At 56.5% G+C, this 24,355-nt stretch carries 21 protein-coding genes; 16 read left to right on the top strand and 5 right to left on the bottom strand.

From position 1 onward, the window contains the following. Nucleotides 1-40 precede the first annotated feature (40 nt). Nucleotides 41-1,324 (top strand): MFS transporter, encoded by a 1,284-nt coding sequence (locus V6942_RS14755; RefSeq protein WP_333501402.1) that lies wholly within the window; start codon nt 41-43, stop codon nt 1,322-1,324. Between the two features lie 81 nt (nt 1,325-1,405). After that, a complete protein-coding gene (idnR, locus tag V6942_RS14750) occupies nt 1,406-2,398 on the top strand; it encodes a DNA-binding transcriptional regulator IdnR (RefSeq protein ID WP_182929472.1) in 993 nt (330 codons plus the stop codon). Between the two features lie 46 nt (nt 2,399-2,444). Here idnR and leuD read toward each other — a convergent pair whose 3' ends face one another. The 5 genes from leuD to leuL form a co-directional block, all read right to left on the bottom strand. Further along, a complete protein-coding gene (gene leuD / locus V6942_RS14745) occupies nt 2,445-3,050 on the bottom strand; it encodes a 3-isopropylmalate dehydratase small subunit (RefSeq protein ID WP_106925377.1) in 606 nt (201 codons plus the stop codon). A gap of 12 nt (nt 3,051-3,062) precedes the next feature. Next, entirely contained in the window at nt 3,063-4,463 is a 1,401-nt protein-coding gene (gene leuC, locus V6942_RS14740; protein ID WP_106925379.1) for a 3-isopropylmalate dehydratase large subunit, read from the bottom strand. Nucleotides 4,464-4,465: 2 nt separating this feature from the next. Beyond that, nucleotides 4,466-5,557, bottom strand: a complete 1,092-nt coding sequence (gene leuB / locus V6942_RS14735; protein WP_182929471.1) for a 3-isopropylmalate dehydrogenase — start codon at nt 5,555-5,557, stop codon at nt 4,466-4,468. Next, nucleotides 5,557-7,128, bottom strand: coding sequence for a 2-isopropylmalate synthase (gene leuA, locus V6942_RS14730; RefSeq protein ID WP_106925383.1), 1,572 nt, complete (start codon nt 7,126-7,128; stop codon nt 5,557-5,559). The genes leuB and leuA overlap by 1 nt, the downstream gene beginning before the upstream one ends. 91 nt (nt 7,129-7,219) lie before the next feature. After that, nucleotides 7,220-7,306: a leu operon leader peptide gene (leuL, locus tag V6942_RS14725; RefSeq protein ID WP_106925637.1), complete on the bottom strand. Its 87-nt coding sequence runs from the start codon at nt 7,304-7,306 to the stop codon at nt 7,220-7,222. Between the two features lie 603 nt (nt 7,307-7,909). On the opposite strand from leuL, the gene leuO reads away from it, so the two are divergent. The 14 genes from leuO to murG all read left to right on the top strand — a co-directional run bounded on the left by leuO (nt 7,910) and on the right by murG (nt 24,343). Next, on the top strand, nt 7,910-8,881 hold the full coding sequence (gene leuO / locus V6942_RS14720; protein ID WP_106925385.1) for a transcriptional regulator LeuO: 972 nt from the start codon (nt 7,910-7,912) through the stop codon (nt 8,879-8,881). A 387-nt stretch (nt 8,882-9,268) separates the two neighbouring features. Beyond that, on the top strand, nt 9,269-10,993 hold the full coding sequence (ilvI, locus tag V6942_RS14715) for an acetolactate synthase 3 large subunit (protein ID WP_182930668.1): 1,725 nt from the start codon (nt 9,269-9,271) through the stop codon (nt 10,991-10,993). Nucleotides 10,994-10,995: 2 nt separating this feature from the next. Continuing rightward, nucleotides 10,996-11,487, top strand: coding sequence for an acetolactate synthase small subunit (ilvN, locus tag V6942_RS14710; RefSeq protein ID WP_035893016.1), 492 nt, complete (start codon nt 10,996-10,998; stop codon nt 11,485-11,487). Between the two features lie 146 nt (nt 11,488-11,633). Beyond that, complete coding sequence (gene cra / locus V6942_RS14705; protein ID WP_106925388.1) at nt 11,634-12,638, top strand: catabolite repressor/activator; 1,005 nt, start codon at nt 11,634-11,636, stop codon at nt 12,636-12,638. A 599-nt stretch (nt 12,639-13,237) separates the two neighbouring features. Then, a complete protein-coding gene (gene mraZ / locus V6942_RS14700; RefSeq protein WP_106925390.1) occupies nt 13,238-13,696 on the top strand; it encodes a division/cell wall cluster transcriptional repressor MraZ in 459 nt (152 codons plus the stop codon). Nucleotides 13,697-13,698: 2 nt separating this feature from the next. Next, entirely contained in the window at nt 13,699-14,640 is a 942-nt protein-coding gene (gene rsmH / locus V6942_RS14695; protein WP_182929469.1) for a 16S rRNA (cytosine(1402)-N(4))-methyltransferase RsmH, read from the top strand. Continuing rightward, nucleotides 14,637-15,002: a cell division protein FtsL gene (gene ftsL, locus V6942_RS14690; RefSeq protein ID WP_035893020.1), complete on the top strand. Its 366-nt coding sequence runs from the start codon at nt 14,637-14,639 to the stop codon at nt 15,000-15,002. The genes rsmH and ftsL overlap by 4 nt, the downstream gene beginning before the upstream one ends. A gap of 15 nt (nt 15,003-15,017) precedes the next feature. Further along, nucleotides 15,018-16,784 carry a peptidoglycan glycosyltransferase FtsI gene (locus tag V6942_RS14685; RefSeq protein WP_106925394.1) on the top strand — a complete coding sequence of 589 codons (1,767 nt, stop codon included), beginning with the start codon at nt 15,018-15,020 and terminating at the stop codon, nt 16,782-16,784. Beyond that, nucleotides 16,771-18,258 carry a UDP-N-acetylmuramoyl-L-alanyl-D-glutamate--2,6-diaminopimelate ligase gene (gene murE / locus V6942_RS14680; protein WP_182929467.1) on the top strand — a complete coding sequence of 496 codons (1,488 nt, stop codon included), beginning with the start codon at nt 16,771-16,773 and terminating at the stop codon, nt 18,256-18,258. The genes V6942_RS14685 and murE overlap by 14 nt, the downstream gene beginning before the upstream one ends. Beyond that, complete coding sequence (gene murF / locus V6942_RS14675) at nt 18,255-19,613, top strand: UDP-N-acetylmuramoyl-tripeptide--D-alanyl-D-alanine ligase (RefSeq protein ID WP_333501401.1); 1,359 nt, start codon at nt 18,255-18,257, stop codon at nt 19,611-19,613. Before murE ends, murF begins: the two co-directional genes overlap by 4 nt. Beyond that, nucleotides 19,607-20,689, top strand: coding sequence for a phospho-N-acetylmuramoyl-pentapeptide-transferase (gene mraY, locus V6942_RS14670; protein ID WP_106925400.1), 1,083 nt, complete (start codon nt 19,607-19,609; stop codon nt 20,687-20,689). Before murF ends, mraY begins: the two co-directional genes overlap by 7 nt. Before the next feature lie 2 nt (nt 20,690-20,691). Further along, complete coding sequence (murD, locus tag V6942_RS14665) at nt 20,692-22,008, top strand: UDP-N-acetylmuramoyl-L-alanine--D-glutamate ligase (RefSeq protein WP_106925402.1); 1,317 nt, start codon at nt 20,692-20,694, stop codon at nt 22,006-22,008. After that, nucleotides 22,008-23,279, top strand: coding sequence for a cell division protein FtsW (ftsW, locus tag V6942_RS14660; protein ID WP_106925404.1), 1,272 nt, complete (start codon nt 22,008-22,010; stop codon nt 23,277-23,279). The genes murD and ftsW overlap by 1 nt, the downstream gene beginning before the upstream one ends. Further along, nucleotides 23,276-24,343 carry an undecaprenyldiphospho-muramoylpentapeptide beta-N-acetylglucosaminyltransferase gene (gene murG, locus V6942_RS14655; protein WP_106925406.1) on the top strand — a complete coding sequence of 356 codons (1,068 nt, stop codon included), beginning with the start codon at nt 23,276-23,278 and terminating at the stop codon, nt 24,341-24,343. The genes ftsW and murG overlap by 4 nt, the downstream gene beginning before the upstream one ends. The last annotated feature ends 12 nt before the right edge of the window (nt 24,344-24,355 follow it).

Raw genomic sequence — 24,355 nt, 5'->3', positions numbered from 1 at the left:
GAAGCGACCTCATCCTTTAATGATAATCCGAGGAGTGAGTATGAATATGCTCGCAAAACTGCCGGCGCGCCGCTGGTGGTATTTAATGCCGATTATTTTTATTACCTACAGCTTAGCCTACCTCGATCGCGCGAATTACGGCTTTGCCGCTGCCGCCGGTATCGAACACGATTTAGGGATCACCCAAGGCACGGCCTCGCTGATTGGCGCGCTCTTTTTCCTGGGATATTTCTTTTTCCAGGTGCCTGGCGCCATGTATGCCGTTAAACATAGCGTCCGTAAAATGATTTTTTGCAGCCTGATCCTCTGGGGATTTTGCGCCGCGGCAACCGGTTTTGTGAGCAATATTCCGACGCTGATGGCGATCCGCTTTATTCTCGGGATAGTCGAAGCGGCGGTGATGCCTGCGATGCTGATTTATATTAGCAACTGGTTTACTAAAACGGAGCGTTCACGCGCCAACACCTTTTTGATTCTCGGTAACCCGGTCACGGTCCTGTGGATGTCGATTGTCTCCGGCTATCTGATTGAAGCCTGGGGCTGGCGCGAAATGTTTATCATTGAAGGTATTCCTGCGGTCATTTGGGCATTCTGCTGGGTGATTCTGGTGCGCGATAAACCGGCTGATGCGGGTTGGTTAAGCGAGGAGGAAAAACGGGCGTTACAGCAGGCGATGGACCGCGAACAGCGCGATATCAAGCCGATGCGTAACTACGGTGAAGCCATGCGCTCACGTAGCGTCATTATGCTCTGTGCGGTGCATGCGCTGTGGAGCATTGGCGTATATGGCTTCATGATGTGGATGCCGTCAATCCTGAAAAATGCCGCGCGGATGGACATTGTGGCGGTGGGTTGGCTGGCGGCGGTACCGTACCTGGCGGCTATCTGTCTGATGCTAACCGTTTCCTGGCTATCCGATAAGTTTCAGAATCGTAAGCTGTTTATCTGGCCGCTGCTGCTGATTGCTGCTATTGCGTTCTTTGCCTCGTGGATGCTGGGCAACCAGTCCTTCTGGCTCTCTTACGCGCTGCTGGTCGTTGCCGCTGCCTGTATGTACGCGCCTTACGGGCCGTTCTTTGCGCTGATCCCCGAGCTGCTGCCGCGCAATGTGTCCGGCGTGTCGATGGGGATGATTAATAGCTTCGGCGCGTTGGGTGCCTTCCTCGGCGCGTGGCTGGTGGGCTACCTCAACGGCGTAACCGGTGGGCCGGGCGTTTCCTACACGTTTATGGCGATTGCCCTGCTGGCATCGGTCGTGCTGATGTACTGCGTTCGCGCGCAGAATGCCGTCACCGCACCGTCAGGTGAAATGGCCGCGCATTAAGTTGAGCGAGGAGTGCAGTCGCTAACTGGCTGTGATAAGGTTCTCTGCGAGCATATTGGGCTGTTGGTCGTAGAGAACCTCATGAAAAACAATCGGATGACATTACAGGATATCGCTGCGCTTGCCGGGCTGAATAAGATGACGGTCAGCCGTTATCTACGCGACCCGAATCAGGTGTCGCAGCGTAGCCGCGAATTGATTTCGAAAGTGATGGAAGAGAACAACTACATCCCCAATCGTGCGCCGGAAATATTGCTCAATGCGCGCAGTAAAACCATCGGCGTGCTGATCCCTTCTTTTCGTAACCAGATTTTTGCTGATGTGCTCGCGGGCATAGAGTCGGTGACCTCAGCATGCCAGTACCAGACGCTGATCGCGAACTATGAATATGATGCAGAACGCGAAGAACGGGAGGTGCTGAACCTGCTTTCTTACAACATCGACGGCCTGATCCTCACCGGAAAATTGCATACCGACAGGATGGTTCAGTACGTGCGCGCCAGCGGTATTCCGGTGGCGGAACTGATGGATATCAGCGGGCAGTATCTGGATATACAGGTCGGTTTCGATAACGAAAAAGCGGCCTTCGAGATGACCCAGGCGTTTATCGACAGTGGAAAACGTCACATTGCGTTCTTTGGGTCAATGGACGACCCTCGCGATTTGAGTCGTTACCGCGGTACCGAGAATGCGCTGGCTGCGCAGGGGCTGGAGGCGTATCACCTGGCGCCAAAAACCATCTCCTCGGTGGCGTTGGGGCGCAAGATGTTCCAACAGGCAATGGCTGAAAAGCCGGACACGGATGCGATTTTTTGCACCAACGATGATCTTGCGGTTGGCGTACTGCTGGAGTGTCAGGCGCAGCAGTACGACGTGCCGGGAAAAATGGCGATTGCCGGTTTCCACGGGCTGGAGATTGGCCGCGCGCGGTTGCAAAAAATGGCCAGCGTGATTACCCCGCGTTTTGAGATGGGTAAAACGGCAGCGGATATTTTGATTAAACGTCTTGGCGGGAAGGATGCGCCGGGCAGCGTCAATCTTGGCTACCAGATTTACTACGGCGACACGCTGTAAACAGGAAAGAATGGCCGGTCACCGTCCGATGACCAGCCAAAGGCGATTACTGCATAAATGCAGGCTGCTTATTCTCGTAGGCCGAAATGGCGTCTTCATGCTGTAAGGTCAGGCCGATGCTGTCCAGACCGTTCAGCATGCAGTGGCGGCGGAAGTCGTCGATTTTAAAGCTGTAGGACTTATCGCCCGCTTTCACCACCTGCGCTTCCAGATCCACTTCAAATTTAATGCCCGGGTTGGCCTGCACCAGCGCAAACAGTTCGTCGACCTGCGCGTCGCTCAGCGTGACCGGCAGCAGCTGGTTGTTGAAGCTGTTGCCGTAGAAAATATCGGCGAAGCTTGGGGCAATCACCACTTTAAAACCGTAGTCGGTCAGCGCCCACGGTGCGTGTTCGCGTGAGGAACCGCAGCCGAAGTTTTCGCGCGCCAGCAGAATGGAAGCACCTTTGAACTCAGGGAAGTTCAGCACGAACTCTGGGTTCGGCTGCTCGCCTTTGTCGTCGAGGAAGCGCCAGTCGTTGAACAGGTGCGCGCCAAAACCGGTGCGGGTCACTTTCTGCAAAAACTGCTTTGGAATGATGGCATCGGTATCGACGTTCGCGGCATCCAGCGGCACCACCAGTCCCGTATGTTGGGTAAATTTTTCAGCCATGATGGTGTTTCCTTATTTCAAGCTACGAATGTCGGCGAAATGACCGGTAACCGCGGCCGCTGCGGCCATAGCCGGGCTGACCAGATGAGTACGACCGCCGCGGCCCTGACGGCCTTCAAAGTTACGGTTGCTGGTAGAGGCACAGCGCTCGCCCGGGTTCAGACGGTCGTTGTTCATCGCCAGGCACATGGAGCAGCCCGGCAGACGCCATTCAAAACCGGCTTCGATAAAGATCTTATCCAGACCTTCCGCTTCCGCCTGCGCTTTCACCGGGCCGGAGCCAGGCACGACCAGCGCCTGTACGCCAGGGGCAACTTTACGGCCTTTGGCGATTTCCGCTGCCGCGCGTAAATCTTCGATACGCGAGTTGGTGCACGATCCGATAAACACTTTATCGATCGCGACGTCGGTCAGCGGGATCCCCGGTTTCAGGCCCATATAGGCTAACGCTTTCTCGGCGCTGGCGCGCTCAACCGGATCGTTGAAAGAGGCCGGATCCGGAATGTTGTCATTGACGGAAATGACCTGACCCGGGTTGGTGCCCCAGGTGACCTGCGGTGCGATGTCTTCGGCTTGCAGGGTCACAACGCTGTCGAACGTGGCACCATCATCGGTTTTCAGGGTTTTCCAGTAGGCGACCGCATCGTCGAAATCTTTGCCTTTCGGCGCATGCAGGCGACCTTCAACATAGTTAAACGTAGTGTCGTCCGGTGCGACCAGGCCCGCTTTTGCACCCAGCTCAATTGCCATGTTGCACAGGGTCATACGACCTTCCATGCTCAGATCGCGAATCGCCTGGCCGCAGAATTCGACCACGTGACCGGTACCGCCCGCGCTGCCGGTTTTACCGATAATTGCCAGCACGATGTCTTTAGCGGTGATGCCCGGTGCCGCTTTGCCGTTTACTTCAATCTTCATCGTTTTGGCGCGGCCCTGCTTCAGGGTCTGGGTTGCCAACACGTGTTCGACTTCGGAGGTACCAATACCGAACGCCAGCGCGCCAAATGCGCCGTGGGTGGCGGTGTGGGAGTCTCCGCAGACGATGGTCATGCCAGGCAGGGTCACGCCTTGCTCCGGCCCCATGACGTGCACGATGCCCTGATACGGGTGGTTCAGGTCATACAGCTCGACGCCGAATTCGTTGCAGTTCTTAATCAGCTCCTGCATCTGGATACGCGCCATCTCGCCGGAGGCGTTGATGTCTTTGGTCTGCGTAGAGACGTTGTGATCCATGGTGGCGAAGGTTTTGCCCGGCTGACGCACCGGACGGTTGTGCGCGCGCAGGCCGTCAAACGCCTGCGGCGAGGTCACCTCGTGCACCAGGTGACGGTCGATGTACAGCAGCGGCGTCTCGTTCGGCGCTTCGTAAACCACGTGAGCATCAAACAACTTCTCGTATAAGGTCTTCGCCATGATTACACCCCTTCGGCAACGTAGCGGGCAATGATATCGCCCATTTCATCTGTACTGACCGCCGCGCCGCCGCGGGCTAAGTCACCGGTACGTACGCCTTCTTCCAGCGCGCGGTTGATGGCGCTTTCAATAGCGGTAGCGGCATCGTTGGCATCCAGGCTGTAGCGCAGCAGCAGCGCCAGCGACAGGATCTGTGCGATGGGGTTCGCAATATTTTTACCGGCGATGTCCGGCGCGGAGCCGCCAGCAGGTTCGTACAGACCAAAGCCTTCTTCGTTCAGGCTGGCAGAGGGCAGCATGCCCATGGAGCCGGTGATCATCGCGCACTCATCGGAGAGAATGTCGCCGAACAGGTTAGAGCACAGCACCACGTCGAACTGTGACGGGTCTTTAATCAGCTGCATGGTGGCGTTGTCGATATACATATGTGCCAGCTCAACGTCGGCATACTCTTTGCCGATTTCGCTGACGATTTCGCGCCACAGAATGGATGACTGCAGTACGTTAGATTTATCAATGGAGGTCACTTTGTGACGACGTTTGCGTGCAGATTCAAACGCAATACGGGCAATACGTTCAATCTCAAAGCGGTGATACACCTCGGTATCAAACGCTTTTTCGTGCTGACCGCTGCCTTCACGGCCCTTCGGCTGACCGAAGTAGATACCGCCGGTCAGTTCGCGGACGCACAGGATATCGAAGCCGTTAGCGGCGATATCGGCGCGCAGCGGGCAGAACTCTTCCAGCCCCTGGTACAGCTTCGCTGGACGCAGGTTGCTGAACAGCTTGAAGTGTTTACGCAGCGGCAGCAGCGCGCCGCGCTCTGGCTGCTGGTTTGGCGGCAGGTTTTCCCATTTCGGGCCACCGACGGAGCCAAACAGAATGGCGTCGGCCTGGTCGCAGCCGTCTACCGTTGCCTGCGGCAGCGGTTCACCGTGGCGGTCAATCGCGATGCCGCCCACGTCGTAGTGGCTGGTGGTAATGCGAATATCAAAACGTTGACGCACGGCTTCCAGTACTTTCAATGCCTGTGTCATGACTTCAGGGCCAATACCGTCACCTGGTAACACAGCAATATGGTAATTCTTCGACATTACACGGTTTCCTTGTTGTTCTCGTTATTCTTAATTTTGCGTTGCAATTCTTTTTCGACTTCAGCGGCGCGCCAGATGTTGTTCAGCACGTGCACCATCGCTTTGGCGGAGGACTCGACGATATCCGTTGCCAGGCCAACGCCGTGGAAGCGGCGGCCATTGTGGGTGACCACGATATCGACCTGACCCAGCGCGTCTTTGCCCTGGCCTTTGGCGTTCAGATCGTATTTGACCAGCTCGACGTCATAGCCGGTGATGCGGTTAATCGCCTGGTAGATGGCATCAACCGGACCGTTACCATTCGCCGCTTCGGCCTTAGTTTCTTCACCGCAGGCCAGCTTCACGGACGCGGTGGCGATATCGCTGGAACCAGACTGCACGCTGAAGTAGTCCAGGCGGAAATGTTCCGGCTCTTCCTGCTGCTTGTTGATGAATGCCAGCGCTTCCAGGTCGTAGTCGAAGACCTGGCCTTTTTTGTCTGCCAGCTTCAGGAACGCGTCGTACAGGTGGTCCATGTTGTAGTCGGTATCTTTGTAGCCCATCTCTTCCATACGGTGTTTCACCGCCGCGCGGCCGGAGCGGGAGGTCAGGTTCAGCTGAACCTGGTTCAGGCCGATGGACTCCGGGGTCATGATTTCGTAGTTTTCGCGGTTCTTCAGCACGCCATCCTGGTGGATACCGGAAGAGTGGGCGAATGCGCCGGTACCGACGATAGCTTTGTTGGCCGGGATCGGCATGTTGCAGATCTGGCTGACGGTCTGGCTGGTACGCCAGATTTCGTTGTGGTTGATGGCGGTGTGCACGTTCATGATGTCTTTGCGCACCTTAATCGCCATGATGACTTCTTCCAGCGAGCAGTTACCCGCACGTTCGCCGATGCCGTTCATTGCGCCTTCAACCTGACGCGCGCCGGCGTGAACGGCTGCCAGCGAGTTGCCGACCGCCATCCCTAAATCATCGTGGGTGTGAACGGAGATAATCGCTTTATCAATGTTTGGAACGCGTTCATACAGGCCGGTAATGATGTTGGAGAACTCGAACGGCAGGGTATAGCCAACGGTGTCTGGAATATTGATGGTGGTAGCGCCCGCGTTAATCGCCGCTTCAACCACGCGCGCCAGCTGATCGATTGGGGTACGCCCGGCATCTTCACAGGAGAATTCGACGTCGTCAGTATAGTTACGCGCCCGTTTCACCATATAGACCGCGCGTTCGATCACCTCGTCCAGCGTGCTGCGCAGTTTGGTGGCGATGTGCATGGGTGACGTCGCAATAAAAGTATGAATACGGAACGCTTCAGCGACTTTTAATGACTCGGCGGCAACGTCGATATCCTGCTCTACGCAGCGTGCCAGCGCGCAGACGCGGCTGTTTTTAATGTTGCGGGCGATGGTCTGTACGGATTCGAAATCGCCCGGAGAAGAGACCGGAAACCCAACTTCCATTACGTCAACGCCCATACGCTCGAGGGCAAAGGCAATCTGCAGCTTCTCTTTCACGCTCAGGCTCGCCTGTAATGCCTGTTCACCATCACGTAAGGTCGTATCGAAAATAATGACTTGCTGGCTCATGGTTTAGGTCCTTGGTTAACTTGGGAGCGCCTTGCTACGAGCATAAAAAAACCCGCGCAATGGCGCGGGTTTAGAGTTCTACTGATGATGACTAACGCTGAACGTCGCACACCAGCCTACCGCGCACAGAAAAGGCGTTTAGTAGTAGTAGGCCGTTGAAGCGAGTGGTGCGGAACATGGTCATCATTCTCCAGATGAATTCGATATGCTTTTAGTGGTACTGGATATGCTTTCTGATGTCAACCCTGAAGACGGAAAAGGCGGTAAAGAAGGTCGTTAAGCGAGACGGTGAAATTAGCTAATTGTGCTGATGAATGTCTCATTTTATAGCGGATTGTCTTATGTCGGAATTCATGATTTTAATATTTTGACGCATATGAACATGATTCATCGTAATCGATCATGACTTTGTCATGATTAAGCGTTAATGCTATCGATATGATAATACTGGATTTATGTATTTTAACCGTCGGTCAGGTAAATGTAGTATCACTATTTCTGATGCGAAATTGTTAATGTTATTCATGGTAAGAATGGAACAATTTAATAAAACTTAATTCATTGTGTACTTTTTCGGCTGTTGTCTATTTATGTAATCTATGAGTAAACTATCAGTCATTAGCTTGGTGATATAAATTAAGGTTGGCTTTTCTTAGGGAAAGTCAATCTTCTGCATCTTTATATATTCCTATTTTTATTTATTTCTCTTTTTTGGATTTTATATGCATGGTAAATCATATAGCCTCAATATATTACTGCGATTCTGCAAAGGGAGTTTTGTATGACACTGGAGTCTGAGAGCGTTATTAGCGCGCCGGAGAAGCCGCGTGTGACCGCAAATGAAGGGAACAAACCGCAGCTACGGTTGGTGGATTTAAATTTACTGACCGTATTTGATGCGGTTATGCAGGAGCAAAATATTACCCGCGCGGCGCATATGCTGGGGATGTCGCAACCCGCGGTCAGCAACGCCGTGGCGCGGTTGAAGGTGATGTTTAATGATGAGCTGTTCGTTCGCTACGGTCGCGGCATTCAGCCCACCGCCCGTGCATTTCAGCTGTTTGGCTCGATTCGTCAGGCGCTTCAGCTGGTGCAAAATGAGCTACCGGGTTCCGGTTTTGAACCGCTAAGCAGTGAACGCGTATTTAATCTCTGCGTCTGTAGTCCGCTGGATAATTATCTGACCTCTATTATTTTGAATAAAGTGAATGAAGTCGCCCCACATATTCACATGGTGTTTAAGTCATCCTTAAATCAAAATACAGAACATCAGCTGCGCTATCAGGAAATTGAGTTTGTTCTTGGCTATGAAGAGTTTCGTCGTCCGGAATTCGCCTGCGTGCCGTTATTCAATGATGAAATGGTGATGGTCGCCAGTAAAAAACATCCGCGTATTAATGGCCCGGTTTCGGAGGAGGTGCTGTATCAAGAGGAACATGCGGTGGTTTCACTGGATCGTTATGCCTCTTTTAGCCAGCCGTGGTATGACACCCTTGATAAACAAAGCCGCATTGCTTATCAGGGGATGGCGCTGATTAGCGTATTAAACGTGGTTTCTCAAACTCATCTGGTGGCGATTGCGCCACGTCGCCTGGCAGACGAATTTGCTGAACAGATTGGCCTGCAGGTATTACCGCTGCCGATGAAGCTAAATAGCCGTACCTGTTACCTTTCCTGGCATGAAGCGGCGGGGCGCGATAAGGGCCATCAGTGGATGGAAGAGCTGCTGGTTAACGCCTGTCGGCAGCAATAAGATGGCGGCATAAACAGGATGCATATGCATCCTGTTTGTTTTGTATGTTCACGTAAAATTAAAATTTTATTCTGTTGTTAGCTGTCGCCGTCGGCGGTGAGAAAGTGAAAAATGCAGCTTTTGCTGTAATGGCTGCGTTCACCCGAGTATCTACGCTCTCCTTTTCTTATCGTTGAAGTATTCCTCCATCATTTTCCCTTTTCGCTTTATTTTTTCTCTTTTCATGATGGTATCTACGCGGGATGGGTGAATTGCCTGCCTGGTGGCGAGCGGTTATGTTAAGTCATGACCCAATTCAGCGTCGATGGATGGCAGACGCGCCGCCGACGCATGACCGCCGGGACAATGACGTCCCCGGTCATCAAGAAAAAAGCCGGGAGGCAAATCATGGAGATGTTGTCAGGAGCCGAGATGGTCGTCCGATCGTTAATCGATCAGGGCGTAAAGCAGGTGTTTGGCTATCCGGGGGGCGCGGTCCTCGATATATATGATGCGCTGCATACGGTCGGCGGCATTGACCACGTACTGGTCCGCCACGAGCAGGCGGCGGTACATATGGCTGACGGGCTGGCGCGTGCGACCGGTGAGGTTGGCGTCGTGCTGGTGACCTCGGGCCCGGGGGCGACCAACGCCATTACCGGGATTGCGACCGCTTATATGGATTCCATTCCTCTGGTGGTGATCTCCGGTCAGGTCGCGACCTCGCTGATTGGCTACGATGCCTTCCAGGAGTGCGACATGGTGGGGATCTCCCGGCCGGTCGTGAAGCACAGCTTTCTGGTGAAACAGACTGAGGATATTCCCGGCGTACTGAAGAAAGCGTTCTGGCTAGCGGCCAGCGGCCGCCCCGGACCGGTGGTGGTGGATCTGCCGAAAGATATTCTTAGCCCGGCGAACAAACTGCCGTACGTCTGGCCGGATACGGTCAGCATGCGTTCTTATAACCCGACCACCACGGGGCATAAGGGGCAGATTAAGCGTGCGTTACAGACCCTGATTGCCGCGAAAAAACCGGTCGTTTATGTCGGCGGTGGAGTGGTGAACGCCGAGTGCCACGCGCAGCTGCGCACGCTGATTGAAAAGCTGAATCTTCCCGTCACCTCATCGCTGATGGGGCTAGGTGGCTTCCCGGCGACGCATCGCCAGGCGCTGGGGATGCTAGGGATGCACGGTACTTATGAAGCCAATATGACCATGCACCATTCCGACGTCATCTTTGCCGTCGGCGTGCGCTTTGACGATCGCACGACCAATAATCTGGCGAAGTACTGCCCGGATGCGACGGTGCTGCATATTGATATCGATCCAACGTCGATCTCGAAAACCGTTCCGGCGGACATTCCGATCGTGGGCGACGCGGGGCTGGTGCTCGATCAAATGCTGGAGCTGCTGGATCAAGAAAGCGCCGCGCAGCCGTTGGATGATATTCGCGACTGGTGGCAGCAGATTGAACAGTGGCGCGCCCGCCAGTGCCTGAAGTATGACGAAAAAAGTGAACAGATTAAGCCGCAGGCGGTCATTGAGGCCATCTGGAGGCTGACCCACGGCGATGCTTATGTGACCTCCGACGTTGGCCAGCATCAGATGTTCGCCGCGCTGTACTATCCGTTTGATAAACCACGCCGCTGGATCAACTCCGGTGGTCTGGGCACCATGGGCTTTGGCCTGCCCGCTGCGCTGGGCGTCAAAATGGCGTTTCCTGAGGAAACGGTGGTTTGCGTTACCGGCGACGGCAGTATTCAGATGAACATCCAGGAGCTGTCGACCGCACAGCAGTATCAACTGCCGGTGCTGGTGCTGAACCTGAACAACGGTTATCTGGGGATGGTCAAGCAATGGCAGGACATGATTTATTCTGGCCGCCACTCCCAATCTTATATGCAGTCGCTGCCGGACTTTGTCCGCCTGGCGGAAGCCTATGGCCACGTGGGTATCCGCATTACTCGCCCGGATGAGCTGGAAAGCAAGCTGAGCGAGGCGCTGGAACATGTGCGCAATAAACGACTGGTGTTCGTTGACGTCGCCGTCGACGGTAGCGAGCACGTCTACCCCATGCATATTCGCGGTGGGGCAATGGACGAGATGTGGTTGAGCAAAACGGAGAGAACCTGATTATGCGCCGGATATTATCTGTACTGCTGGAAAACGAGTCCGGCGCGCTGTCGCGCGTCATTGGGCTTTTCTCTCAACGCGGCTACAACATTGAGAGCCTGACCGTGGCGCCGACCGACGACCCGACGCTGTCGCGAATGACCATTCAGACGGTTGGCGATGAGAAGACCATCGAACAGATCGAAAAGCAGCTGCATAAGCTGGTGGACGTGCTGCGGGTTAACGAGCTGGGGCAGGGGGCGCACGTTGAGCGCGAAATCATGCTGGTGAAAGTGCAGGCCAGCGGCTACGGCCGCGACGAGGTGAAACGCAACACGGAAATCTTCCGCGGGCAGATCATCGACGTCACGCCGTCGCTGTATACCGTCCAGCTGGCGGGCACCAGCGATAAGCTGGATGCGTTCCTCGCGTCGCTGCGCGATGTCGCCAGAATTGTTGAGGTTGCCCGCTCCGGGGTGGTCGGTCTGTCGCGCGGCGACAAGATTATGCGCTAGCCTGGATCTCATCGCTTTATCGTAGCCCGGCCAGACGTCGGGCTTTTTTTTGCGAAATCAGCAATAAGTGGGAACAAAAGCTATTGCCGATCGGATCATTCTGCGTTTAGATGTTACGGATTATACTTATAAAGCAAGGGGCAATTGTGAAACTGGATGAAATCGCCCGGCTTGCCGGTGTTTCCCGAACCACCGCCAGCTATGTGATTAACGGCAAAGCGAAGCAGTACCGCGTTAGCGACAAAACTGTTGAGAAAGTGATGGCCGTCGTGCGCGAGCATAACTACCATCCCAACGCGGTTGCCGCCGGGCTGCGTGCAGGACGCACGCGTTCTATCGGGCTTGTTATCCCGGATCTGGAAAATACCAGCTATACCCGCATCGCCAACTACCTCGAACGTCAGGCCCGCCAGCGTGGTTACCAGCTGCTGATTGCCTGTTCCGAAGATCAGCCGGATAACGAAATGCGCTGCATTGAGCATCTGCTGCAGCGCCAGGTGGACGCGATCATTGTTTCTACCTCGTTACCGCCGGAGCATCCGTTCTATCAGCGTTGGGCTAACGATTCGTTCCCGATTGTCGCGCTGGACCGTGCGCTGGACCGCGAACATTTCACCAGCGTCGTGGGGGCTGACCAGGACGATGCAGAAATGCTGGCTGCCGAACTGCGTACCTTCCCGGCGGAAACCGTGCTTTACCTTGGCGCACTGCCGGAGCTGTCGGTTAGCTACCTGCGTGAACAAGGCTTCCGTACGGCCTGGAAAGACGATCCGCGCGAAGTGCACTTCCTGTACGCCAACAGCTATGAGCGCGAAGCCGCAGCGCAGCTGTTTGAGAAATGGCTGGAAACGCACCCGATGCCGCAGGCGCTGTTTACCACATCGTTTGCGCTGCTGCAGGGCGTAATGGACGTTACGCTGCGCCGTGAAGGCAAGCTGCCGACCGATCTGGCGATCGCCACCTTCGGCGATAACGAATTGCTCGATTTCCTGCAGTGCCCGGTGCTGGCCGTGGCTCAGCGCCACCGCGACGTTGCCGAGCGCGTACTGGAGATTGTGCTGGCAAGCCTGGACGAGCCGCGTAAGCCAAAACCGGGTCTGAGCCGTATTCGTCGTAATCTCTACCGTCGCGGTAGTCTGAGTCGTCGATAATCTTCCTCGCGATAGGGGCGGCCAAAAAAAGTCGCCTTTATCGCCTAAAACATTATTCTGGTGTGGATATTCAGATAATTCCTCATTTTGATTAGCTTTCTATTTAATAACGCTCATTTCGTTTCCCTTTCCCGTTTATTATTGTGAACACAAAGTAAAAATATATTATTTGTGAATTATTTTGTTACATTCGCACTGCGGATTGCCGAAATAACAAACACTTCTTTAGCCCCCTACCAGAATGGGCGAGCTGTCGGGCTTGAATTCCTCTCCGGGGCGCGCCACGGGGGACTGTTAACGGGCCGCAGAATGTCCTAAAATGCCGCTCGCGTCGCAAACTGACACTTTATATATTCTTTTGATGATATTTAGTCGCGTTAACGTGATGTGAATCCCTTTGTATTTTTCTTGCGGGTATTCATGACGTTAATTTGCCTCGTCTGTTGGATAATTTTTAATCAGAGCTATTGTCGGCCTTAAATAGCGGTATTTTGGGCTCTGTTGGCATTCATGCTGGCTTGACAAGCTTTTCCTCTGCTCCGTAAACTCCTTTGAGTGGGAATTTGTGGGTTAAAGTGGTAATAAGGGGGGAGGCTGGCATGTTCCGAGGGGCAACGTTAGTCAATCTCGACAGCAAAGGGCGTTTAGCCGTCCCTGTCCGATATCGGGACCTGCTGATCGAGAGCGCTACCGGTCAAATGGTTTGTACCATTGACATCCATCACCCCTGCCTGCTGCTTTATCCTCTGCCCGAATGGGAAATTATCGAGCAAAAGCTATCGCGTTTGTCGAGCATGAACCCGGTTGAGCGCCGCGTGCAGCGGCTGCTGTTAGGGCATGCCAGTGAATGTCAGATGGATAGCGCCGGGCGGTTATTGATCGCGCCGGTTTTACGGCAGCACGCCGGATTGACCAAAGAAGTGATGCTGGTCGGGCAGTTTAACAAGTTTGAACTGTGGGATGAGACGGCCTGGTATCAACGGGTCAAGGAAGATATCGACGCTGAGCAATCTGCTTCAGGGGCGCTGTCGGAGCGATTGCAGGATTTGTCCTTATAAATATGATGGAAAATTTTAAACACACTACGGTACTGCTGGACGAGGCGGTTAACGGCCTGAATATTCGCCCGGATGGTATCTATATTGATGGCACCTTTGGCCGCGGCGGACACTCGCGTCTGATCCTCTCGCAGCTTGGCGAGCAGGGGCGCCTGATCGCGATCGATCGCGATCCCGAGGCGATTGCGGTGGCAAAGACCATCGATGACCCTCGCTTTTCCATCGTTCATGGTCCTTTCTCTGCGCTGGCGGACTACGTCGCCGAGCGCGATCTCGTTGGCAAGATCGACGGTATCCTTCTCGATCTTGGCGTTTCTTCACCGCAGCTGGATGACGCTGAGCGCGGCTTTTCGTTTATGCGCGATGGCCCGCTGGACATGCGTATGGACCCGACTCGCGGTCAGTCTGCCGCCGAATGGCTGCAAACGGCAGAAGAGGCGGATATCGCCTGGGTGATTAAAACCTTTGGTGAAGAGCGCTTTGGTAAACGTATTGCCCGAGCCATCGTTGAACGCAACCGCGTTGAGCCGATGACCCGCACCAAAGAGCTGGCGGAAGTGATTTCCGCCGCCATGCCGGTGAAAGACAAATTCAAACACCCCGCAACCCGTACCTTCCAGGCGGTGCGCATTTGGGTGAACAGTGAGCTGGAGGAGATAGAGCTGGCGCTAAAAAGCTCGCTTGGCGTGCTGGCCCCGGGTGGCCGGCTGTCGATCATCAGCTTCCACTCGCTGGAAGACCGCATTGTGAAACGCTTTATGCGCGAACAGAGCCGCGGTCCGCAGGTTCCGGCGGGGATCCCGATGACCGAAGAGCAACTCAAGAAACTGGGTGGCCGTCATTTACGAGCGTTAGGCAAGTTGATGCCGGGCGAAGAAGAAGTGGCTGAGAACCCACGCGCTCGTAGTTCAGTTCTGCGTATTGCAGAGAGGACGAACGCATGATCGGCAGAGTGACAGAGGCCCTAAGCAAAGTCACCGGGTCGTTAGGAAATGGCGAACGTCATGCCTTGCCTGGCGTTATTCGCGACGACCTTTTGCAGTTCGGGAAACTGCCACTCTGTCTGTTCATTTGCATTATTGTTACGGCGGTGACGGTGGTGACGACGGCGCACCATACTCGCCTGTTAACGGCCCAACGAGAACAGTTGGTGCTGGAGCGTGATGCGTTGGACATCGAATGGCGCAACCTGATCCTCGAAGAGAATGCTCTCGGCGATCATAGCCGCGTCGAACGTATCGCTACAGAAAAGTTGCAGATGCAACATGTTGATCCATCAAAAGAAAACATTGTTGTTCAGAAATAAGGATTATTGCAACGCATGAAACCGGCGGCAAAAACGCTTAAGCCAAAACGTCAGGAAGAACAGGCCAACTTTATCAGTTGGCGTTTTGCGTTGCTCTGCGGCTGTATTTTTATGGCGCTCGCGTTTCTGCTTGGGCGCGCGGCCTGGTTGCAAATTATTGCGCCTGATAAGCTGGTACGCGAAGGCGACATGCGTTCCTTACGCGTTCAGCAGGTGTCAACTTCGCGCGGGATGATTACCGATCGCTCTGGCCGTCCGCTGGCGGTGAGCGTGCCGGTGAAAGCCATCTGGGCCGACCCGAAAGAGCTGCACGATGCGGGCGGCGTGGTGCTCAACAACCGCTGGAAGGCGCTGGCCGATGCGCTGAACATGCCGCTCGATCAGCTGGCAAACCGCATTAACACCAACCCGCGCATGCGCTTTATCTACCTGGCCCGTCAGGTTAACCCTGATATGGCTGACTACATCAAAAAACTTAAGCTGCCGGGGATTTATCTGCGCGAAGAGTCCCGTCGTTACTACCCGTCAGGGGAAGTGACTGCTCACCTTATTGGCTTTACTAACGTTGACAGCCAGGGGATTGAAGGGGTTGAGAAAAGCTTCGACAAGTGGTTAACCGGCCAGCCGGGCGAGCGCATCGTGCGTAAGGACCGCTATGGCCGGGTGATTGAAGATATCTCCTCCACCGACAGCCAGGCGGCACACAACCTGGCGCTGAGCATTGATGAACGTCTGCAGGCGCTGGTCTACCGTGAACTGAACAACGCCGTGGCGTTTAACAAAGCGGAATCCGGCAGCGCCGTGCTGGTCGACGTAAGCACCGGTGAAGTGCTGGCGATGGCCAACAGCCCGTCCTACAACCCGAACAACTTTACCGGCACGGCCAAAGACACCATGCGTAACCGGGCGATCACCGACGTGTTTGAACCGGGTTCGACGGTGAAACCGATGGTGGTGATGACCGCGCTACAACGCGGCGTGGTGCGCGAAAACACCGTGCTGAATACCATTCCCTACCGAATTAACGGCCACGAAATCAAAGACGTGGCGCGCTACAGCGAATTGACCCTGACCGGGGTACTACAGAAGTCGAGTAACGTCGGTGTTTCCAAGCTGGCGTTAGCGATGCCGTCCTCAGCGTTAGTAGAGACTTACTCACGTTTTGGGCTGGGAAAAGCGACCAATTTGGGGTTGGTCGGAGAACGCAGTGGCTTATATCCTCAAAAACAACGGTGGTCTGACATAGAGAGGGCCACCTTCTCTTTCGGCTACGGGCTAATGGTAACGCCGTTACAGTTAGCGCGAGTCTACGCAACGATTGGCAGCTATGGCATTTATCGCCCGCTGTCGATAACCAAAGTTGACCCGCCGGTTCCCGGCGAACGCGTCTTCCCGGAGTCTATCGTCCGCACCGTGGTGCACATGATGGAAAGCGTGGCGCTGCCCGGCGGCGGCGGCGTGAAGGCGGCGATCAAAGGCTACCGTATTGCGATTAAAACCGGTACGGCGAAAAAGGTCGGCCCGGACGGGCGCTACATCAACAAATACATTGCTTACACCGCGGGCGTTGCGCCAGCCAGCCAGCCGCGCTTTGCGCTGGTGGTGGTCATCAACGATCCGCAGGCGGGTAAATACTACGGTGGCGCCGTTTCCGCGCCGGTGTTTGGTGCCATCATGGGCGGCGTACTGCGCACGATGAACATTGAACCGGATGCGCTGGCAACGGGCGATAAGAGTGAATTTGTGACAAATCAAGGCGAGGGTTCAGGTGGCAGATCGTAATTTGCGCGACCTTCTTGCTCCGTGGGTGCCGAATGCACCGGAGCGAGCACTGCGAGAGATGACGCTCGACAGCCGTGTGGCTGCATCGGGCGATCTGTTCGTGGCAGTAGTAGGTCATCAGGCGGACGGGCGTCGTTATATCCCGCAGGCAATTGCGCAAGGTGTTGCTGCCATTGTCGCCGAGGCAAAAGATGAAGCGACCGACGGTGAAATTCGTGAAGTTCACGGCGTGCCGGTTATTTACCTCAGTCAGTTAAACGAACGACTGTCGGCGCTGGCCGGGCGTTTTTACCATGAGCCGTCCGAACGCCTGCATCTGGTTGGCGTGACCGGCACTAACGGCAAAACCACCACCACGCAGCTGATTGCGCAGTGGTGCCAGCTGCTGGGCGAAACCAGCGCGGTGATGGGCACCGTAGGCAACGGCCTGCTGGGGAAAGTGATCCCGACGGAAAACACCACCGGTTCTGCCGTTGATGTCCAGCACGTGCTCGCAGGCCTGGTGGCTGAAGGCGCGACGATGGCGGCGATGGAAGTCTCTTCCCACGGCCTGGTGCAGCACCGCGTCGCGGCGCTCAAGTTTGCCGCCTCGGTCTTCACCAACCTGAGCCGCGATCACCTGGATTACCATGGCGATATGGAGCACTACGAAGCGGCGAAATGGCTGCTCTACTCCACTCACCACTGCGGTCAGGCGATTGTGAACGCCGATGACGAAGTGGGCCGTCGCTGGCTTGGCCGCCTGCCGGATGCGGTGGCGGTGTCCATGGAAGACCATATCAACCCGAACTGCCACGGCCGCTGGCTGAAAGCCACTGCCGTTAACTATCACGACAGCGGCGCCACGATTCGCTTCGACTCCAGCTGGGGTGAAGGCGAGATCGAAAGCCGCCTGATGGGCGCCTTTAACGTCAGCAACCTGCTGCTGGCGCTGGCAACGCTGCTGGCGCTGGACTATTCGCTCAGCGATCTGTTGAACACCGCGGCCCGCTTACAGCCGGTCTGCGGCCGAATGGAAGTGTTCAGCGCGCCGGGCAAACCGACGGTGGTGGTCGATTACGCCCATACGCCGGATGCGCTGGAAAAAGCGCTGCAGGCCGCACGTCTGCACTGCACGGGCACGCTGTGGTGCGTCTTTGGCTGCGGCGGTGACCGTGATAAAGGCAAGCGTCCGCTGATGGGCGCGATCGCCGAAGAATTCGCCGATATTGCCGTTGTCACCGATGACAACCCGCGTACCGAAGAGCCGCGCGCCATTATCAACGACATTCTGGCCGGGATGGTCGATGCCGGGCATGCGAAGGTGATGGAAGGCCGCGCGGAAGCGGTCACCAGCGCCATCATGCAGGCGCAAGAAAATGACGTGGTGCTGCTGGCTGGCAAGGGCCATGAAGATTATCAGATTGTCGGTAATCGCCGTCTGGATTACTCCGACCGCGTGACCGCAGCGCGTCTGCTGGGAGTCGTAGCATGATTAGCGTTACCTTGAGTCAGTTGGCCGACACGCTGCGCGGCGAACTGCACGGCGACGATCGCCAGATTACCGACGTTACTACCGACACCCGCAAATTAACCGCAGGCTGCCTGTTTGTGGCGCTAAAGGGTGAGCGTTTTGACGCGCATGATTTTGCGCAAACGGCAAAAGACGGCGGCGCAGGCGCGCTGCTGGTCAGCCGTAAGCTGGACATCGACCTTCCGCAGCTGGTGGTGAGAGATACCCGCCAGGCGTTTGGTGAGCTGGCAGCCTGGGTTCGCCAGCAGGTACCGGCGCGCGTGGTCGCGCTGACCGGCTCCTCCGGTAAAACCTCGGTCAAAGAGATGACCGCTGCCATTTTGAGCCAGTGCGGCAACACGCTGTATACCGCGGGCAATCTCAATAATGACATCGGCGTGCCGATGACACTACTGCGCCTGACCGCAGAGCATCAGTATGCGGTGATTGAGTTAGGCGCTAACCATCAGGGCGAAATCGCCTGGACCGTGAGCCTGACCCGCCCGGAAGCGGCGCTGGTCAATAACCTGGCGGCCGCGCATTTAGAAGGCTTTGGTTCACTGGCGGGCGTGGCGAAAGCCAAAGGCGAAATTTTTACCGGCCTATCGGAAAACGGCATTGCGATTCTCAACGCCGACAACAACGACTGGCCTAACTGGCAGAAGGCGATCGGCGATCGCACCGTATGGCGCTTCTCGCCAAATACAGCGGGCAGCGACTTTGGCGCTGAAAACGTGCGTATTACCGCTCAGGGCACCGAATTTACTCTGCGTACGCCGAAGGGCAGCGTAGAGGTCCTGCTGCCGCTGCCGGGTCGGCATAATATCGCCAATGCGCTGGCGGCTACCGCGCTGGCGACGGCGGTGGGTGCAGAATTAAGCGCGGTGAAAGCCGGTCTGGCGCAGCTGAAAGCGGTGCCGGGGCGTCTGTTCCCGATTCAGTTGGCAGATAACCAGCTGCTGCTGGACGACTCCTATAACGCCAACGTCGGTTCGATGACGGCCGCCGTGCAGGTGCTGGCTGAAATGCCGGGCTACCGCGTGCTGGTGGTAGGCGATATGGGTGAGCTGGGTGTTGAGAGCGAAGCCTGTCACACCCAGGTTGGCGAGGCGGCCAAAACCGCCGGTATTGACCGCGTGCTGAGCGTTGGCAAATTAAGCCAGGCGATCAGCGAGGCGAGCGGGGCAGGGGAGCACTTCACCGAGAAATCGGCAGTGGTTGCGCGTCTGAAATCGCTGATTAATGAACATAAAACGATCACCATTCTGGTGAAAGGATCACGCAGTGCCGCCATGGAACAGGTCGTACGCGCTTTACAGGAGAACGGGACATGTTAGTGTGGCTGGCCGAACATCTGGTCAAATATTATTCCGGCTTTAACGTCTTTTCCTATCTGACGTTTCGCGCCATCGTCAGCCTGCTGACCGCGCTGTTCATCTCTTTGTGGATGGGCCCGCGCATGATTGCCCGCTTACAAAAAATGTCCTTCGGCCAGGTTGTTCGTAACGACGGTCCGGAATCGCACTTTAGCAAACGCGGTACTCCCACCATGGGCGGGATCATGATCCTGACCGCGATTACGGTTTCCGTACTGCTGTGGGCCTATCCGTCTAACCCGTACGTTTGGTGCGTGCTGACGGTGCTTATCGGCTACGGCATTATCGGTTTTGTCGATGACTACCGCAAAGTGGTGCGTAAAGACACCAAGGGCCTGATCGCCCGCTGGAAATATTTCTGGATGTCGGTGATTGCGCTGGGCGTGGCCTTTGCGCTGTACCTGGCCGGTAAAGATACGCCGGCGACCGAGCTGGTGGTGCCGTTCTTTAAAGACGTGATGCCGCAGCTGGGCCTGTTCTACATCCTGCTGGCCTACTTCGTCATCGTGGGTACCGGCAACGCGGTCAACCTGACCGACGGTCTTGATGGCCTGGCGATTATGCCGACCGTGTTCGTGGCGGCGGGCTTTGCGCTGGTGGCGTGGGCGACCGGTAACATGAACTTTGCCAGCTATCTGCACATCCCTTATCTGCGTCACGCGGGTGAGCTGGTGATCGTCTGTACGGCGATCGTCGGCGCGGGCTTAGGCTTCCTGTGGTTCAACACCTATCCGGCGCAGGTCTTTATGGGCGACGTCGGTTCACTGGCGCTGGGCGGCGCGCTGGGCATTATTGCCGTGCTGCTGCGCCAGGAGTTCCTGCTGGTGATCATGGGCGGCGTCTTCGTGGTGGAAACCCTGTCGGTGATTCTGCAGGTCGGTTCCTTCAAGCTGCGCGGTCAGCGCATCTTCCGTATGGCGCCAATTCACCACCACTATGAACTCAAAGGCTGGCCGGAACCGCGCGTTATCGTGCGCTTCTGGATTATTTCGCTGATGCTGGTGCTGATTGGCCTGGCAACGCTGAAGGTACGTTAATCATGGCAGATTACCAGGGTAAAAACGTCGTCATCATTGGTCTTGGACTGACCGGGCTGTCCTGCGTGGATTTCTTCCTCGCGCAGAGCGTCACGCCGCGCGTAATGGATACCCGAGCGACGCCGCCCGGTCTGGATAAACTGCCGGAATCGGTCGAGCGGTATGTTGGCGGTCTGAACGAAGACTGGCTGATGGCAGCCGACCTGATCGTTGCCAGCCCTGGTATCGCGCTGGCGCATCCGGCGCTGAGTCGGGCCGCGGATGCCGGGATTGAAATCGTTGGCGATATCGAACTGTTTTGCCGTGAAGCACAGGCGCCGATTGTTGCCATCACCGGTTCCAACGGGAAAAGCACCGTTACCACGCTGGTGGGTGAAATGGCAAAAGCGGCGGGCGTTAACGTCGGCGTCGGCGGGAATATCGGCCTGCCTGCGCTGATGCTGCTCGATCCGTCCCGCGAGCTGTACGTGCTTGAGCTTTCCAGCTTCCAGCTGGAAACCACCTCCAGTCTGCACGCGGTGGCGGCAACCATTCTCAACGTGACCGAAGATCACATGGACCGCTACCCGCTGGGTATGCAGCAGTATCGCGCTGCGAAGCTGCGGGTGTATGAACATGCCAACGTGTGCGTGGTGAATGCCGACGATGGCCTGACCATGCCGGTGCGCGGTGCCGATGAACGCTGCGTGAGCTTTGGCGTTGACGTTGGCGACTATCACCTTAACCGCCAGCAGGGCGAAACCTGGCTGCGCGTGAAGGGCGAAAAGGTCCTCAACGTGAAAGAAATGCCGCTAACCGGGCAGCATAACTACAGCAATGCCCTGGCGGCGCTGGCGCTGGCGGATGCCGCCGGTCTGCCGCGTGCAACCAGCCTCAAAGCGCTGACCACCTTTACCGGCCTGGCCCATCGTTTCCAGATTGTGCTGGATCATAACGGTGTGCGCTGGATTAACGATTCAAAAGCGACCAACGTCGGCAGTACCGAAGCGGCCTTAAATGGCCTGCACGTTGCCGGGACGCTTTACCTGCTGCTGGGCGGCGATGGTAAATCGGCCGACTTTATGCCGCTGCAGCGCTACCTCACCGGCGACAATATTCGTCTGTTCTGCTTTGGCCGCGACGGCGGCGAGCTGGCCGCGCTGCGTCCGGAAATCGCCACCCAGACGGAAACGATGGAGCAGGCAATGCGCCTGATTGCGCCGCAGGTCAAAGCGGGCGATATGGTGCTGCTGTCGCCCGCGTGCGCCAGCCTCGATCAGTTTAAGAGTTTTGAGCAGCGCGGCGACGTGTTTGCTCGTCTTGCCAGGGAGTTAGGTTGATGCGTTTGTCTCTCCCGCGCCTGAGACTGCCGCGGCTACGCCTGCCGCGTGTGCCGGGTATGCGCGCGTTCGCGTGGCTATTCGGCTGGATGTTCGCGGCGCTGAAGGGTTGGGTGATGGGCTCCCGGGAGAAAGATACCGACAGCCTGATTATGTACGACCGCACGCTGCTGTGGCTGACGCTTGGCCTGGCGGCGATTGGTTTCATTATGGTGACCTCGGCGTCGATGCCGGTGGGCCAGCGTCTGGCGAACGACCCGTTCCTGTTCGCTAAGCGTGACGGCCTTTATATTCTGCTGGCGTTTGTGCTGGCGCTGGTGACGCTGCGACTGCCGATGTCGTTCTGGCAGAAGCACAGTACGTTCATGCTGATCGCCTCTATCGGGATGCTGCTGATTGTACTGGTGGTGGGGAGCTCGGTTAACGGGGCATCGCGCTGGATTGCCTTTGGCCCGCTGCGTATTCAGCCTGCCGAGCTGACCAAGCTGTCGCTGTTCTGCTATATCGCCAACTATCTGGTGCGTAAAGCTGACGAGGTGCGCAACAACCTGCGCGGCTTCTTAAAGCCAATGGGCGTGATTTTCGTACTGGCGATTTTACTGCTGGCGCAGCCTGACCTGGGTACCGTGGTGGTGCTGTTTGTGACCACCCTGGCGATGCTGTTCCTGGCGGGCGCCAAGCTGTGGCAGTTCATCGCCATCATCGGCATGGGGATCTCCGCGGTCGTACTGCTGATCCTCGCCGAACCGTATCGTATTCGCCGTGTGACCTCCTTCTGGAACCCGTGGGAAGACCCGTTCGGCAGCGGCTACCAGCTGACTCAATCCCTGATGGCCTTCGGCCGTGGCGAGATGTGGGGGCAGGGGTTAGGTAACTCGGTACAGAAACTGGAGTACCTGCCTGAGGCGCACACCGACTTCATCTTCGCCATCATCGGCGAGGAATTGGGTTATATCGGTGTGGTACTGGCACTTTTAATGGTATTCTTCGTCGCTTTCCGCGCCATGTCCATCGGTCGCAAAGCGCTGGAGATTAACCAACGTTTTTCTGGCTTCCTGGCTTGCGCAATCGGCGTATGGTTCAGTTTCCAGGCGTTGGTGAACGTAGGGGCGGCGGCCGGTATGCTGCCGACGAAAGGCCTGACGCTGCCTCTGATCAGCTACGGCGGCTCCAGTCTTCTGATTATGTCGACTGCCATTATGTTCTTGTTACGAATTGATTATGAAACTCGCCTGGAGAAAGCACAGGCGTTTACCCGAGGTTCTCGATGAGCGGTCAAACAAAGCGGCTAATGGTGATGGCGGGCGGTACCGGCGGACACGTGTTCCCCGGGCTGGCGGTTGCGCACCATTTAATGGATCAGGGCTGGCAGGTTCGCTGGCTGGGAACCGCCGATCGTATGGAAGCCGACCTCGTACCGAAGCACGGCATTGAGATTGATTTTATCCATATTTCCGGGCTGCGCGGTAAAGGCCTGAAGGCCCTGCTGCTGGCGCCGATGCGTATCTTCAACGCCTGGCGCCAGGCGCGGGCTATCATGAAGCGCTTTAAGCCGGACGTGGTGCTGGGCATGGGCGGCTATGTATCCGGCCCAGGCGGTCTGGCTGCGTGGTCGCTGGGCATCCCGGTGGTCCTGCACGAACAGAACGGTATTGCCGGGCTGACGAACAAATGGCTGGCGAAAATTGCCAGCAAAGTGATGCAAGCTTTCCCTGGGGCATTCCCGGATGCCGAAGTGGTAGGTAACCCGGTACGCGTTGACGTACTGGCGCTGCCGCTGCCGGAGCAGCGCCTGGTGGGCCGCGAGGGTCCGATCCGCGTTCTGGTGGTTGGCGGCTCTCAGGGCGCGCGCATCCTGAATCAGACCATGCCGCAGGTGGCGCAGCGTCTGGGCGATGCGGTCACCCTCTGGCATCAGAGCGGCAAGGGCGCTCAGCAGACCGTTGAGCAGGCTTACGTCGATGCCGGTCAGCCGCAGCACAAAGTGACTGAATTTATTGACGACATGGCGGCTGCGTACGCGTGGGCCGACGTGGTGGTGTGCCGTTCCGGCGCGCTGACGGTCAGCGAAATCGCGGCAGCCGGTCTGCCGGCCATTTTCGTCCCGTTCCAGCATAAAGACCGCCAGCAGTACTGGAATGCGCTGCCGCTGGAAAAAGCCGGCGCGGCGAAGATCTACGAGCAGCCGCAGTTCACGGCGCAAGCGGTGGCCGAGACCCTGGCAAGCTGGGATCGCACCACCTTATTAGAGATGGCCGAACGCGCGCGCGCGGCGGCTATCCCGGATGCTACCGAGCGGGTAGCAAAAGAAGTCAGCCTGGCAGCAAAGGCTTAATCATCGCGGCGC

The sequence above is a fragment of the Kluyvera genomosp. 2 genome (genome assembly GCF_036759865.1).
Classification (GTDB): Bacteria; Pseudomonadota; Gammaproteobacteria; order Enterobacterales; family Enterobacteriaceae; genus Kluyvera; species Kluyvera ascorbata_B.
The sequence above is the reverse complement of the archived record's forward strand: the minus strand, read 5'-3'. Positions and strand labels throughout refer to the sequence as shown.